13 protein-coding genes are annotated in these 13,413 nt (G+C 49.9%); 5 read left to right on the top strand and 8 right to left on the bottom strand.

The features are described 5' to 3' along the window. Positions 1 to 11 precede the first annotated feature (11 nt). Positions 12 to 716, bottom strand: coding sequence for a YceH family protein (locus D0C16_RS07825; protein WP_225318947.1), 705 nt, complete (start codon positions 714 to 716; stop codon positions 12 to 14). 169 nt (positions 717 to 885) lie between these two features. Here D0C16_RS07825 and D0C16_RS07820 point away from each other — a divergent pair, with 169 nt between their 5' ends. Beyond that, complete coding sequence (locus D0C16_RS07820; protein WP_151031793.1) at positions 886 to 2,061, top strand: hypothetical protein; 1,176 nt, start codon at positions 886 to 888, stop codon at positions 2,059 to 2,061. Positions 2,062 to 2,076: 15 nt separating this feature from the next. Here the strand turns inward: D0C16_RS07820 and D0C16_RS07815 are convergent, their stop codons facing one another. From D0C16_RS07815 to D0C16_RS07795, 5 genes are all read right to left on the bottom strand, one after another. Continuing rightward, positions 2,077 to 2,607 carry a shikimate kinase gene (locus D0C16_RS07815; RefSeq protein WP_151031792.1) on the bottom strand — a complete coding sequence of 177 codons (531 nt, stop codon included), beginning with the start codon at positions 2,605 to 2,607 and terminating at the stop codon, positions 2,077 to 2,079. A gap of 164 nt (positions 2,608 to 2,771) precedes the next feature. Next, complete coding sequence (locus D0C16_RS07810) at positions 2,772 to 4,598, bottom strand: choice-of-anchor X domain-containing protein (protein ID WP_151031791.1); 1,827 nt, start codon at positions 4,596 to 4,598, stop codon at positions 2,772 to 2,774. A gap of 377 nt (positions 4,599 to 4,975) precedes the next feature. After that, entirely contained in the window at positions 4,976 to 5,515 is a 540-nt protein-coding gene (locus tag D0C16_RS07805; protein ID WP_151031790.1) for an NADPH-dependent FMN reductase, read from the bottom strand. A 95-nt stretch (positions 5,516 to 5,610) separates the two neighbouring features. Then, positions 5,611 to 6,036 carry a RidA family protein gene (locus D0C16_RS07800; protein ID WP_151031789.1) on the bottom strand — a complete coding sequence of 142 codons (426 nt, stop codon included), beginning with the start codon at positions 6,034 to 6,036 and terminating at the stop codon, positions 5,611 to 5,613. A 158-nt stretch (positions 6,037 to 6,194) separates the two neighbouring features. After that, entirely contained in the window at positions 6,195 to 7,373 is a 1,179-nt protein-coding gene (locus D0C16_RS07795; protein ID WP_151031788.1) for a glycosyltransferase, read from the bottom strand. Between the two features lie 242 nt (positions 7,374 to 7,615). On the opposite strand from D0C16_RS07795, the gene D0C16_RS07790 reads away from it, so the two are divergent. Next, the gene (locus D0C16_RS07790; RefSeq protein WP_225319027.1) at positions 7,616 to 9,049 is read left to right on the top strand and encodes a diguanylate cyclase; all 1,434 of its coding nucleotides are present in this window, start codon (positions 7,616 to 7,618) and stop codon (positions 9,047 to 9,049) included. 87 nt (positions 9,050 to 9,136) lie between these two features. Here D0C16_RS07790 and D0C16_RS07785 read toward each other — a convergent pair whose 3' ends face one another. Next, the gene (locus D0C16_RS07785; RefSeq protein WP_151031786.1) at positions 9,137 to 9,373 is read right to left on the bottom strand and encodes a hypothetical protein; all 237 of its coding nucleotides are present in this window, start codon (positions 9,371 to 9,373) and stop codon (positions 9,137 to 9,139) included. A gap of 267 nt (positions 9,374 to 9,640) precedes the next feature. Here D0C16_RS07785 and lpxL point away from each other — a divergent pair, with 267 nt between their 5' ends. The 3 genes from lpxL to D0C16_RS07770 are packed head-to-tail and all read left to right on the top strand — an operon-like array spanning position 9,641 to position 12,792. After that, positions 9,641 to 10,597: an LpxL/LpxP family Kdo(2)-lipid IV(A) lauroyl/palmitoleoyl acyltransferase gene (gene lpxL, locus D0C16_RS07780; RefSeq protein ID WP_151031785.1), complete on the top strand. Its 957-nt coding sequence runs from the start codon at positions 9,641 to 9,643 to the stop codon at positions 10,595 to 10,597. Between the two features lie 41 nt (positions 10,598 to 10,638). Next, a complete protein-coding gene (gene glp / locus D0C16_RS07775) occupies positions 10,639 to 11,883 on the top strand; it encodes a gephyrin-like molybdotransferase Glp (RefSeq protein ID WP_370458208.1) in 1,245 nt (414 codons plus the stop codon). An 18-nt stretch (positions 11,884 to 11,901) separates the two neighbouring features. Beyond that, on the top strand, positions 11,902 to 12,792 hold the full coding sequence (locus tag D0C16_RS07770; protein WP_151031784.1) for a neutral zinc metallopeptidase: 891 nt from the start codon (positions 11,902 to 11,904) through the stop codon (positions 12,790 to 12,792). A 21-nt stretch (positions 12,793 to 12,813) separates the two neighbouring features. On the opposite strand, the gene D0C16_RS07765 is transcribed toward D0C16_RS07770, so the two are convergent. Further along, positions 12,814 to 13,353, bottom strand: coding sequence for a GNAT family N-acetyltransferase (locus tag D0C16_RS07765; RefSeq protein ID WP_191968662.1), 540 nt, complete (start codon positions 13,351 to 13,353; stop codon positions 12,814 to 12,816). Positions 13,354 to 13,413: the final 60 nt, after the last annotated feature.

The following is a 13,413-nucleotide window of genomic DNA, read 5'->3' as shown; positions in this document are numbered from 1 at the left end:
AGGTGATTAATTCACGATAAATCGGTGTCGCTAACGCCATTCAATTCCATGAGTGCAGCGACTTGCTTTTCCAGAGTGGCGATGCGCAATTCCAGAGAAAGAATTTTTTCTTCCTGATCGGCGCGGACGTCACTGCTGGCGGATTTATTCGCGGCGGCTTGTGCGGCAATCGCACTAATATCCGGTTGGCCACAGAGTAAATGAGTGTAGCGATCTTCGCGCTGGCCGGGCAGGCGTGGAATATGTATCACTAATGGTTTGGTTTTAACGCACAGGCTTTGCAGCTTTTCTTCCAGCGCCTGTGGTGATGCGAACTCCACCATGCGTTGGGTACGGGTTAAAATTTCCGCGACTGTTTGTGCGCCGCGCAACAACATTACCGTGAGAATGGCTTGTGTGGCTTTATCGACACTGAGCACACGGGTAAGGCGTTGGTCGTAGCGCGCCGCACGCGAACCGTAATCCACGGCGATTAATTGCCGATCCTGTAACTCACTCACACAACGCTGCAAGGGTCCCGAATCATAGTTGGTAACGGGTTCGCGGCTGGTTTTTTGGTTGCATGCGAGCTGCAGGCTATTCAGGGTTAAGGGGTATTGGTCGGGCGTAGTCAGTTGTTTTTCCATGAGCGAGCCGAGTACGCGTGCTTCCATATCGTTGAGCAGGGCTTCATTGGGGCTTTGTGGATTATCCGTAGGGGCTAGGTTTTCCATCATGGTGTCTCTGGCTGTTTGCGAGGGGTGACACTCTACGCCCATGGCGGTGAAATTTCATCTGTTCGGATCTGAGCAGCTATTTATTCATAATTTATATGACGGATTGCAATTGTCTGCCTATATTTTAAGCATTAAGTGACGTTGAGCAATTTTGTCGAGGAAGACCGCTATGGAGGCATTATGGGTTTTAGCCGGGCCGGATCGTTGTTATCGCGTACCCGACCAAGAGCTGATTGTTGATAGGCAAGGTGAAGTTACGAAAGCTGGTGAGGCGTATCTCGTTAGTTCGTCGCAGCTACAGGAGCCGAGCGCGTGGGAAGCACTTTGTTCCCAGGTGGATATTGTGGTGCTAGTCGCCGGTAATGTTCAGTTAAACAGCCTTTGGTTATCCAGTATCCCCGCGAACTTGCCCAAAGTGGGTTTTTTGGATGATCGCAGTCATCCTGAAGTTCGGCTTCAACTAACCCTGCTGGGTGTCGATGGCTATATATCCGTGGTGATGAGTCAACCTGATTTTGCAGTTGTGCTGCAGAAAATCCATGAAGATAAACAGGCAATCAACAACCTCCAGGAGGAGTTGAAAAACTTTTCTGCCGTTGCTTTTACCGCTATGTCATCAGCGTCGGAGATGGGCATAGTGGCTGTGTTTGCTGAAAAAGTGCAATCCTGCATGGAACTGCACCGCCTCGCTAATTTAATCCACGTTTGTTTAGCGGACCTAAGTCTGGAGGGTGTCGTGCAATTTATGTTCGAGGAAGACACCAGCCTTTTCCCGCCCGACATCCCGGCGTCTTTTGCACGCTTACTACAAAGTGCAAGCGAAGCGGAAACCCGCATTATTTCTCACGGGCGTTATTTATTATTCAGTTTTGATCACGTGCAACTACTGGTGACTAATGCGCCCCATCAAGATCAGGAGCGCTACGGCCGTTTGCGCGATGTGCTCGCTCATGTGGTATCGATTGCTGAGGCCAGAGCAAAAACCTTGAAAGTGAATACGCTGTTAAAAGTTCAGCAAGATAATGCGCGCATGGTCATGATGTTGTTGGAAATGGCGGCGGCGGATAATCGCTCCGCAGTAAAGCAAATCATGACGGAGCTCTCTGACTCGCTACGCATTATGGCTACCGGATTTGATTTGAATATGGAGCAGGAGGGGGAGCTGCTTAGCTTATCGGATCGTGCGCTCAACTCACTGGAAAGCCTGCAAGAAGCCACTATGACGGTGGAAGAGCATTTTCGCAGTTTACTGCAGCAGTTGGATGAAGCTACGCTGTTGCTGCAAGCCCCTCCGGAAAGCGCGACGGCTGAAGAAAATCACGATAGTAAAATTGAATTATTTTAATGTTGCTGCGGAGGGTCAGGCGTCCTCCGCTGCAAAATCTTCCGCCTCCTGGCAAATCACCTCCTCGACTAATTGATCCTGATTTTTCCCCTGACAATCGATCACTATATCGGCGTAACGCAAATAAAGTGGGCGGCGTTCCGCATAAAGTTCCGCAAAGGTTTGCTGGGGCGCGCGTGCAATTCCGCGTGTATTCATATTGTTAATGCGCTGTTCCAATTCCTGAATTGCAACGTCCAGAAAAATAATCTGGCCGAATTTTTTTAAGTGCTGCATTGCTTTATCGCTGTACACCGCGCTGCCACCGGTTGCAATAATATGGTTTGTGTAGTGGGTGTTGAGCAATATTTTTTCTTCGTGATCGCGCAGCGCTAAATGGCCTTGTTCATGCAGAATGTCCTGCAGGGTTTTGCGGTGCTCCAGCTGAATTAATAAATCAGTATCAACGAAATCCTTGGCCAAGTGTTTGGCGAGCAGCAGGCCAATCGTACTTTTTCCTGCACCGGGCATTCCAATAATAATCAGGCTTTGGTGATAGGGGTTCATAGTGTGCCTCCAGCAGTCGGTGGGTCGGGTGGGGCGGGAGCGGCGGGTCATTCAACTATAGCTGATTTAGTTGATGATGACGCTAGGGTGATAAGAACGAGAAAGAAAAAGCCCCGGTGTTTTTGTTCCGGGGCTGAGGTTTATATTGCCATTATCATCGGCAATTAATGAACGGCTTTGAGCTTCGCGGGCAGGCTTAGCTCATTCAGCAATAAATTGCCGATGGGCGCGATTTTGCCGCAACTCATGGTGGCGGCCACATTCAAATCGGCCGCGCGTCTGGCGAGGTCATTGAAGTTACGCATCACCGCCGGGTTGCGTGGATCAGGCACAGAAATACCCGTCAGGAAGCCCGACAGCTGCGCGGGGAATCCGGGGACTGAGTTATAATCCAGATGTGCAAAGGGTGTTGAAGTTTCCATTTGGTGGCAACCGCTGCAGGTATTTAATGCCAGTTCAAAGAGCGCATCGTCGCGCACAGTGGCGGGTGGCGGAGTAACTGGCGCTGGCGTGGTGGGAACGGTTAACAAACCGGCTGGCGCATTCCAGAGTACAGGCACGGGTGCACTGCCAGCCGTCATTGCCGTAGGAACGGTATGTTGCGCTGAAGGTGGGCCTACTAATAGCGGCCAGTTGGCATTCAAGTAGCTGGCGAGCGTTGCCGAGTTATTGAAGCTGATATGGGGTTCCTGCTTCACATCGGTTTCAACCAGATTACCCCCCGTTGCCGGTAGTACAAATTCGCGCAATTCCCACAGCGGTGAGCCGGGCAGGAATTCATTGGTGCGCACCTGGCCTATAGCACTTTGATTAGGCGCGGATGGATTGGCGCCGGCCGCCGTAAACACTTGCGTCAAGCTTTCCAGGTCGGCGTTGTAGTTGGGCGAGCCCGCCAGCGCCACCCATTTTTGCGCCCAAGTGCGGATATTGCTGCAACCGCTAATGGGTACCTTGTACTCGAGGATGATGGTTTTACTCAGGTTATTGCAGTCACCATCGTGCAGGGCGAACACAAAGCGGCCTTCACCCGCATCGCCACCGGCATAGGGGCCGGTACCGCCGCGCAGGTCAACGCGCAATACAATTCCTAGTAACCGGAAAGGGCTCTCTTGTGGCAACAGTGTTGCGCCGGCGCCTCCACTGCGAATCTCCCAGTCCTTAATCACTTTTTGATACACGTTCGGACGCGCGGCAACATTAAAACCGTTGATAGTTTGTGCCACTGTCCAGTGTTTGAAGAGTGCTTTAATAAAGTCCGAGGTGGACGAAGTTCCATTAGCCATATTTTCCATCAAGCGCCAGAAAGTCCATTCCCCGACCGGGTTACCGGCGGGTGAACTGTTGGTAGTTGAGCAAGCCCAGGTTCTGCCGGGATCGTTCACAACGCTCACATCGGTAACCATCAGCGACTGTGGAATACTAATGGCGGCCGGTATGGGATCTACCTCCGGCGGCAAACCGATTGGAATATTGAGTAGCGGCAGTCGAATGGTGTCATTCACTTTTATTTGTGCAGCATCCAGCGGTAATGCAAAGCGCGCTTCTTTCCCATTGCTTATGCCACTGAACTCCAGCGCATTTCCAGTTGCGAATATTTTTTGCTGGGTGATGGCCTGGCGGTTACCCGGTGCAAAGAATAATTGTTTTTCCAGGTTGGTGGTGCGCGCTAATTGGTTGTTGCCTTTAGCGAATGCGTCAAAATCAAATTCTGTTTTAATACTGAATACACCATCGCCAGCGCGCAAATCGCCACTGGTGCCGTCATCCACCAGGCTGACAGATGTTTTGCCGATTAACAGGCTTAATTTTTTTTCGCGTGTAGACATGGCAGAAAAGCTCGCACTTATTGCTGCTGTTTTGTCGTCGAGTTTGGTGATGCTCAATGCACTGGGCTTTGGATTTGCAGTTTGCGCAATGCTTGCCGCAGAAAAACCCATAGTAGTAAATAACACGGAAGCAAGAGTAATGAACAAGCTATTCCTGGCTCGCATAAATAACCCCTTAATTAAGATGTTGAAGAAATCCTGTTGGTGAGCACGCAATGTCCTTGCGCTAACTAGAGATAAGGGAAAACAATTAGGCTGTCAAAGGGGATGAAAATTATGGCGTATCAACAAGCGCGATTAATAAAATTATGTTTCGGTGGGGATTATTTACTCAGTGGAAAGCGTTACTAAAATTCCAGTAATTTTGCAGATATTCAGTGTTATCGAAAAAGCAGTGATTTTTTCACCTTGGTGGTGTGACGTATTTATTTTGAAAAAATCAGGTTTTATTTTTTGTTATTTCTAATAATTTTTTGAAAATTACATTTTATTTATTTTGTTATAAAGGTCTGGTATCGGATTGAACCGATACCAGATAACGATTATTTCTTTAATTGATGTGCCCATGCAATCAGGGCCGTGAGTTGGGTATTGATAGTGCCCTGGATTTTTTCATCAACCAGATTGCCATCGGCGTCAAAGGCGCCGGAAAATGCGTTAGCAAATACTTCGGGTTTGTTGAGTGGATGTAAATTCAAATATACGCACACCTGGCGAAAATGGTACTGCGCACGCGAGGTGCCCATACCACCGCCGGCACCCATGAGTGCTACTGCTTTCCCGCTGAGAAGTTTGTTGTCAGGCTCGCGCGAGGCCCAGTCGAGAGCGTTCTTTAGCGCGGGAGCGATAGAATAGTTGTATTCGGGGCAGCCAAAAATCAATGCATCGGATTTTTCCAGTTGCTGTAAAAGTTCGATTACGGCTGCGGGTTTTTCGGTAAGGTCAGCGTTAAAAAAAGGCACCGAGGATAAATCGGCAATAGTAATGTTGCTACCTGCCGGGGCCTGTGCCTGCGCGTAACGCAACAGACCCATATTGGTGGATTTTTTGCGCAGGCTGCCGCAAATGGCCAGAATATTCATTGTTCATCTCCTTAAAAAGTAATGATAAAAAAATTAACGACTAAAAGTGAACGGCTGGAAAGATGATGCGCTGTAACTTGAACAACTAGCTTGGTCTAGTTTCGCTGCACAATCAATTCCACTTCCAACAAATGTTCCGGGTCGTAGAGGCGACTAACTTGCACCCAGGTCGCGGCTGGATATTGACCGGGTTTGAAAAAGCTTTTTCGGGTAGGAATGACTTTGATCAAGGCATCTATGTCGGTGGTGTAAATCGTTTCCTTGATAATTTGCTCGCTGGTCAAGTTAAATTTTTTCAGTATGTCCTGGATGTTGGTGTAACAAGATTTAACTGCTTCCTCCATGGTTTTGCCGGAGCAGGCAACTCCGGAAACATAAAGCTGGTTGTTGACTTCAGTAATGCCTGAGTAGCCAATATCGCGTTCCCAGCTGCCGAGTTCATGGCGTTTGATGGAGTTGCTGTCGCTGGCAAAACTGCCAGTCGCCGTGAGCAGGCAGGCCATTAAGAGGAGTTTATGCATAGCTCTGGTCCTTGGGGGATGGATGGTTGTTATTAGATTCAGACGAGTCTACGCCATTGCATAGCGCTTGTGGGAAAGCTTTTGTTAATCGTCGGAGGAAAAAAGTCAGCAGAAAATCGAACGCTTGGATGGATAGGCGAATCAATAAAAAAAATTCATCAGGCAAAACCGCCGCCGGCTTTTAGGAAAGGCAACAGGCGCAAGCTGATTTTATGCGGATGGTGGCGGAGTAAGCCATTGATGCAGGCCGTTGGAGTGAGGTAATCGTCGTAATATTGCTGCACCGCGAGTCGCAATTGGCGGCGCTGGGTATCAGGCATTGTTACTGCTTGTTGGATTACTGCAAGTAATTCTGTTTCGTTGTTAAACACCAAGCAATTTTTTCCATGTTCCAATGCAGGGAAAAACATTTCCGGGTATTGGGTGATTGGAATGCTGCCCACTGCCATGGCTTCAATCAAATTATGCGACATGGGATAACGCACACCGGGGCACGCCAGAAAAAAGTCGCTGTTTGCCAGGGTTCGTAACCAGTTCACCGGCTCGACTTTGCACTGGCGAGTATTCATCACTACCAGCCCCTGAATCTGCTGCGTATTTGCCTGTTCCAATTCGCTATTGGAAAGCAGCTCGCGATACTCATAAAGCGGTGATGGGTTGTCTTGAATGGATCGTAACAATTGTGCGCGAGTTAATTTTGCATAAATACGGCGAATAGAATCCTTATCGTATTTGTCCGGGTTTGCGTCACCGCCGAAGAAAATACCCCAGCGACGCTGTTGCTGGCGATATTGGTGCAACTGCAGATCCTGCTGTAAAGCGTAAATTGGTGGAAACATGGGGAAGGGCATGGGGAAGCAGGCATCCGCACGTGAATAATCTGTTTGATAATTTAGCGAGACAATTTTTGTGGCCGCTGATGCAAGCGGCGAATGCCACTTATCGGTGACCAACACATAGCTGTCCACTTGCTCTTGGCCACGCACAAGGGGTTGGTGGACACGCAAGACAGAAAATTGCTCCTGCAAACAGAGCTTTTTGTATTTGTCTTGAATGTTGCCAAGGAAAAAATAGTTTTCACGCAGCAGGGGATAAAATCCCGCGCGGATAAAAAAAATAAACAGGCAGTAAAAGCGACGCCCCTGGGGGCCATCAATACGTGCATCGCGAAAATCAAATACCACCAGGGGGCGGTTGGCGGGAATATCTGTGCATTGCTGCTTTAGCCAGCGCCGGTAATCCATATAGCGCCGGGGGTAAAACATCGCTTTGTAGCGATTGAGTGCGCCATCCAGTTGATGGCCATATTTGGCGAGTTGCAGAAGAATGCTTGCCATAGTCTATGCTGGATAATTGCGATGTCTAAAGCCTACCCAGGTCGTATGACAGCATGATTGCAGCAAGACATTTGCGGGGGAATCGATATTCATGCCCGCAAAACCAAGTCTGCTATTCATTTTTGCGTTTTGGTTGTGATCTGATAGTTCACCCTCAAACGGACACGGGCAACTTTTGGCGCCAACTGGCTATTCGTCACTATACTAAGGGGATTCCCAAGCCCGGAGGCTTTAATTTGTCTGTGGTTTCCATGAATACCGGTCGGCCGCTATCGCATTGGCAAAAAGTCCAGGTGCTGGTACTGCTTTATGTGGCCAGTGGCTACTTGGGAATCTGCGTCGCGGCGTTTCCCGGTACTTTTTTTGCGCAGGTCTGGTTGCCTTCAGGTATTGGTTTGGTGATGTTTTGCCAGTTTGGGCGGCGCGCATCCTTTATGGTTGTTCTGGCATCATTACTGGTGAATGGTCCGTTTGCGCTGCAGCATCTTGCGCAAAATGGCGCGATCGCAACAGTGTTGCTTATCATTTTTAGCCCATTGTTAGATACCTTGCAAAGCTATCTTGCCTGGCGCTTCTGGCGTTTGGATCGCGAGCCGCGTTTAAGCCGGCTGGGTCTGCAGCGTTTTCTTAGTGCAATTTTATTGGCGGTGTCGGTGAGCATTTTGCTCATGGCGAATGTGCATTTGTTTCTCGGCTTGATTGAGCCCAATGAATTTATTAGCCGGTTTGCCATGATGGCGCTGGCAGATTTGCAGGGACTGTTTTTAATTATTCCACTGTGGCTGGCGTTACGCCGGGCTGCCCATGATGTGTTGAGCTATCCATTATTTTTTAGTGGGTTGGCAATTCCAGTTCCGTTGTTGCTGGCGCAGTTGGAGCCAACGCTGGCAGCACTGCTGTTCCCATTAATTGCATTTATTATTATACGTTTGCGCTTTATCGGGGCTGCGTTAGCGGTATTTGTCTCGGGTTTGTGTGTGGTGCTTCTGGTTGCCACTGGCAACGATCCCTTGCAGATGGGCGAGGGCGTAGAAGCCTATAGTCGCTGGGCTTTGATCGTTCTCGCGTTGGGCACGCCCATGTTGCTGATGGGCATAGTGTTGGATGACAGTCACGATTATCAAATACATCTGGAGGCGCGCGTCAACGAGCGTACTCAGGCATTACAGGATGCTTTGGCCGCAGCTCACACGCTGGCAATTACCGATTCGCTGACACACGCCTTTAATCGTCGGCAAATGGAAACACTGGTGCACGATGAAGTTGAGCGTGCGCAGCGCTACGAGCAACCAATGTCACTAATCATTTTGGATATTGATCATTTCAAAAAAGTAAACGATAACTACGGTCATCCGGTAGGGGATAGAGTTTTGCAAAAAGTGAGTGAGATTCTGGCGGGCAGTTTGCGCCAGTCAGATTCACTCGGGCGTTGGGGTGGAGAAGAATTTTTAATTTTATTGCCGCAAATTCATGTGGGCGCGGCGGCGAGCGTGGCGGAAAAGTTGCGCCTTGCAGTTTGCACTACAAACTTTGAATTAAAGGCGCCCGTGACTATCAGTTTGGGTGTGGCGGAATTGCGCGCTGATGAGTCGGCAGGTGAATGGATTACTCGCGCCGACCAAGCCTTGTATCTGGCAAAAGACCTTGGCCGCAATCAACTGGCGATTGCCGACTAATAACGTTTTAAATTGATTAACTGTGTTCGTAGGGGCGCGATTTATCGCGCCCTCTTATCACGCTTTTTGTTGCGCTGAGCCAATCACTTACTTGTGCGCTTTTTTATTTTTCGGTTTGCTCGCATGTTTTTCGATTTTAGCCGGTGTTTGCTTGGCGAGCATTAATTGAAAGCCACCAAATACAATGGCCATTAACCCGAGCAGGGCGGAGAAGATATAAGCACCGCCATCAGCCGCAAAGTAAAGCCCGATAATTAACAGCAGACCAAAAGCGATAAAGCCGTAGCCCAGTTTTTGTTGGAATTGCGCAGGTTTTGTGTTCATAGAAGGGTCCTGTAACCAAGAGACGCTTTAGGGGCACGATTTATCGCGCCCGTGATGAAGTAGTTCAGATGCACATCGCCTTGGGGCGAGTTTATTATCCGATCCGATTATCAATAGGCTCTGGCTGTGGCGCAAGCCCCCGGATTTTCCCGGGAGAATTGATGGCTTCTTGGGAAGATCACCCTTGCAGGCTATAATCCCTAGCCTGTGGCCCTCAGGGCATGTTGTCTGCTGTTACAGCAAAGCGATTCCTCAGCGAGATTTCCCTTGGATAAATCAAAATCCCCCCAATTCCATCGCAGTTTTTTAAAACCCCGCTTCTGGTCAACCTGGCTCGCGCTGGGCTTTTTTTGGGTTATCGCCCAATTACCGGTGCGCCTGAACCAAGGCGTAGGGCGTTTGCTGGGCTTCTTGCTTTATCACCTTGCCCAATCGCGTAAACGCTATGCCGAGATCAATATCGCGCTCTGCTTCCCCGAACTCGATGCCCAAGCCCAGGCGCGGATGGTGCGAGGAGTGATTACCTCGTGCGGTTTAAGCATCTCCGAGACCGCTATGGGGCTCTGGGGGCAGCAAGACAAGATGCGTGACCGCTACAGCATCACCGGCCTTGAGCATATCGAAAGGGCGACTGCGGAGGGTAAAGGCGTTCTCCTATGTGGCAGTCACCTGACCACCATTGATATCAGTGGCCGCATTATGGCCTACCACATAGTGGCGGATGTGCTCTATCGCCCCGACCCCAACCCACTGATGTCTTATGCCATTGCCAGCGCGCGCAATCGCGTGAACGACGGTGCAATTCATCGCAACGATACCCGCCAGTTGATTAAAAACCTGCGTGCGGGTCATATTGTTTGGTATGCGCCCGATCAGGATTACGGCCCGGCCCACAGCGTTTTTGCTCCTTTCTTTGGGGTACAGGCCGCGACCGTGGTGGCGACATCGCGCATTGCCAAAATGTCTGGCTGCGCCGTGATTCCTTTTTTCTGCTTCCGGGAACCCGGGGGACGCTATCGATTGGAAATTCAACCGGCGCTGGATAATTTTCCGAGTGGCGACGATCTGGCCGACGCTACCCGCGTTAACCGCATTATTGAAGCCGCTATTCGTCAGGCGCCGGATCAATACCTGTGGGTGCACCGCCGTTTTAAAACGCGCCCGGAAGGCGAGGCAAGTCTGTATCCTCCCAAAAAGAAACGCAAAGCGCGCCCGCAAATTTAATCTGTGCTTGCTCATTTTGAGTAAGCCGTTGAGGTCAGTGAATGATGGATGCCTGTGTCCAACCGGGTTTACTGCCCGTACATGAAGCGATAGTGCGCATGCTCGGTGAATTAGCGCCTATCACAGCAACAGAGATTGTCTCTCTTTACGAAAGCCTCGATCGTGTATTGGCGGAAGCCATAGTCGCACCGATTAATGTGCCGGGTGGTGATAATTCTGCCATGGATGGCTACGCCGTTCGCCATCAGGATTGCGGTGAAACACTAACCCTTATCGGCGAATCATTCGCAGGCCATCCCTTTAAAGGGGAGTTGCTCGCGGGGCAAGCGGTGAGGATCATGACCGGCGCGTTGGTTCCTGCGGGCGCAGATGCCGTTGTCATGCAAGAAAATGTTACGCGGCAGGAACAGTGCATCGCAATTAATCAAGTGCCAGACCCGGGTGAAAATATTCGTCGTGCCGGTGAAGATATTGCGCAGCACGCACAGGTATTTGCCTCAGGCCAGCGCGTGTCGGCCTTGGATATAGGTTTGCTTTCTTCCTTGGGAATAACCCAGGTTCGCGTGACGCAACGCGTGAAAATTGCGTTGCTCACCACGGGGGATGAATTGCTCGCACCCGGCGCGCACTATGAGAGCGGAAAAATTTATGACAGTAACCGCCCCTTATTGCGGGCGTTGTTATCGCGTTTGCCGGTGGAGATTTTGGACCTCGGCATAGTGCCGGATAATCCCGCTGCATTGCGTACCGCATTTTTGCGTGCGCGCGAATTTGCGGATTTGGTCGTTTCCACGGGCGGTGTTTCCGTGGGCGATGCAGATTACACCAAGGATATTCTTGCAGAGCTTGGCGAAATTAATTTTTGGAAAATTGCAATGAAACCCGGTAAACCCTTTGCGTTTGGTTTGTTGGGTAAAAACGCGCGGGCAGGAGCCTGTTGGTTTTGTGGTTTGCCCGGTAACCCGGTGTCGACAGCGGTAACCTATCACCAATTAGTGGTGCCGGCATTGCGTTTCCTCGCCGGTGAAACCGTCAGCGATCTACCGGTGATCAGCGCCATCGCGGCTCATCCGCTAAAGAAACAGCCGGGGCGAATGGATTTTCAGCGCGGGATTTTTACTGGTGTGAATGGTATTAATTCAGTAGCAAGTGCGGGTTTACAAAGCTCCGGAGTATTGAGCAGTATGAGTAACGCCAATTGCTATATTCGTTTGGCGGCGGAGCGCGGTCATGTTGCCGCCGGTGAAACGGTGGACGTCATTTTATTTGATCAATTTATTCGTTAAGGTTTCGGGGATAGGCCTATGGATTGGAAAGGTGGTCGTCGCAGCGATAACATCGAAGACAGACGCGATTTTTCAGCGGCAGGTGCCGGCGCAGGTTTGGGGTTGTTATTGCGCTTGTTGCCATTTCTGTTGCAAACAAAATTCGGGCGCGGATTACTCCTGGTGGGGGTGCTGGGCTATTTCGGTTTACGTTTCCTCGGAATAGATTTATTAAATCTGGCCGCACCGACAGCGGTTGCTCCATCGCAGCAACAATTTTCAGCGCAAGATCAGGAGTTGGTGGATTTTGTCTCTGTAGTGCTAGCCAATACTGAAGACACCTGGACAATGTTATTCCAGCAAATGGGCCGCCAATATAAAAAGCCGAAGCTGGTTCTTTTTCGCAATGGCGTAAGTTCGGCATGCGGATTTGCGCAATCGGCGATGGGGCCGTTTTATTGCCCGGGCGATAACAAACTCTATATTGATTTATCGTTTTATCGGGACATGAAAACCAAGTTAGGGGCGCCCGGTGATTTTGCCCAGGCCTATGTGATTGCGCACGAAGTGGGGCACCACGTGCAAAACTTGTTGGGCGTTGCAGCTAAGGTAAACCAATTACAGCAAGGCAAGGATAAAGCGGCAGTCAATCGTCTGTCGGTATTGCAGGAACTTCAGGCGGACTGCTTCGCGGGAATATGGGGGCACTATGCCGACAAAAATTTTCGCATGATTGAGGATGGCGATTTGGAAGAAGCGTTGAATGCAGCATCGGCCATCGGCGATGATAAGTTGCAGCAGCAAGCGGGTGGACGCATTCGCCCGGAGGCATTCACCCATGGTACATCCAAACAACGAATGGAATGGTTTAAGCGCGGAATGGACACGGGTGATGTTAAAGCCTGTAATACCTTTAACGCCACCCGTTAGGGCAATTGCGATGAGCTCCTGTTAGTGCATGTGTTTAACGTTGCGCAGTATTTGCAAATCCAGCTGATCAAATACGGGCAGTGGGTAGCTCAGGGTTAACTCCTTGTGCTCTGTTGCCGTGGTCATTTCAATCGTACCGTTGGCTTGTCGCTCCAGTTCGCGGAAGCCATTTTTAATATACCAATCCACCGCGACCGCAGGTGCAAAGGTATGCAAATCCCGACCACCCTTGGCCGCGCGCAACAACATTTTCCCTATCCCATTGCCGCGAAAACGGCGCCCCACAATCAGAGCGTCAATACGCCGTACTGGCTGATCATCCGCTTCGGTATAAATAATCATACCGATTGGCGTGCCGGAATAGAGTTTGGTGATAAGCATTTCAGATTTGCCCTGTTCAATCATAACCTGGGCTTTGATGAGTTCGGTGTAGCGGTGTTCGTTTGACCATTGCAAAGCAGATTGCATTTCAATGCCGAAGTACATACTGATCATCATTGAAACACACACATCCGTATTTAAATCTTCCTTTCTTATAAGTTGTGTATAGGTATTTTGCATCGCCGATATTTCCCCTTGTTTACAACTGCACATTTTAATTTTGTTGTTGTTGACGTTTTG

Origin of the sequence: Cellvibrio sp. KY-GH-1, from assembly GCF_008806975.1 — a bacterium.
GTDB lineage: Bacteria > Pseudomonadota > Gammaproteobacteria > Pseudomonadales > Cellvibrionaceae > Cellvibrio.
The sequence above is the reverse complement of the archived record's forward strand: the minus strand, read 5'-3'. Positions and strand labels throughout refer to the sequence as shown.

Coding starts and splice junctions, on each gene's coding strand:
- D0C16_RS07805 (WP_151031790.1), bottom strand. CDS start 5,515: ATGAATATTCTGGCCATTTGCGGCAGCCTGCGCAAAAAATCCACCAAT.
- D0C16_RS07825 (WP_225318947.1), bottom strand. CDS start 716: ATGATGGAAAACCTAGCCCCTACGGATAATCCACAAAGCCCCAATGAA.
- D0C16_RS07785 (WP_151031786.1), bottom strand. CDS start 9,373: ATGAACACAAAACCTGCGCAATTCCAACAAAAACTGGGCTACGGCTTT.
- D0C16_RS07800 (WP_151031789.1), bottom strand. CDS start 6,036: ATGCATAAACTCCTCTTAATGGCCTGCCTGCTCACGGCGACTGGCAGT.
- D0C16_RS07820 (WP_151031793.1), top strand. CDS start 886: ATGGAGGCATTATGGGTTTTAGCCGGGCCGGATCGTTGTTATCGCGTA.
- D0C16_RS07770 (WP_151031784.1), top strand. CDS start 11,902: ATGGATTGGAAAGGTGGTCGTCGCAGCGATAACATCGAAGACAGACGC.
- D0C16_RS07810 (WP_151031791.1), bottom strand. CDS start 4,598: ATGCGAGCCAGGAATAGCTTGTTCATTACTCTTGCTTCCGTGTTATTT.
- D0C16_RS07815 (WP_151031792.1), bottom strand. CDS start 2,607: ATGAACCCCTATCACCAAAGCCTGATTATTATTGGAATGCCCGGTGCA.
- D0C16_RS07765 (WP_191968662.1), bottom strand. CDS start 13,353: ATGCAAAATACCTATACACAACTTATAAGAAAGGAAGATTTAAATACG.
- D0C16_RS07795 (WP_151031788.1), bottom strand. CDS start 7,373: ATGGCAAGCATTCTTCTGCAACTCGCCAAATATGGCCATCAACTGGAT.
- glp (WP_370458208.1), top strand. CDS start 10,639: ATGATGGATGCCTGTGTCCAACCGGGTTTACTGCCCGTACATGAAGCG.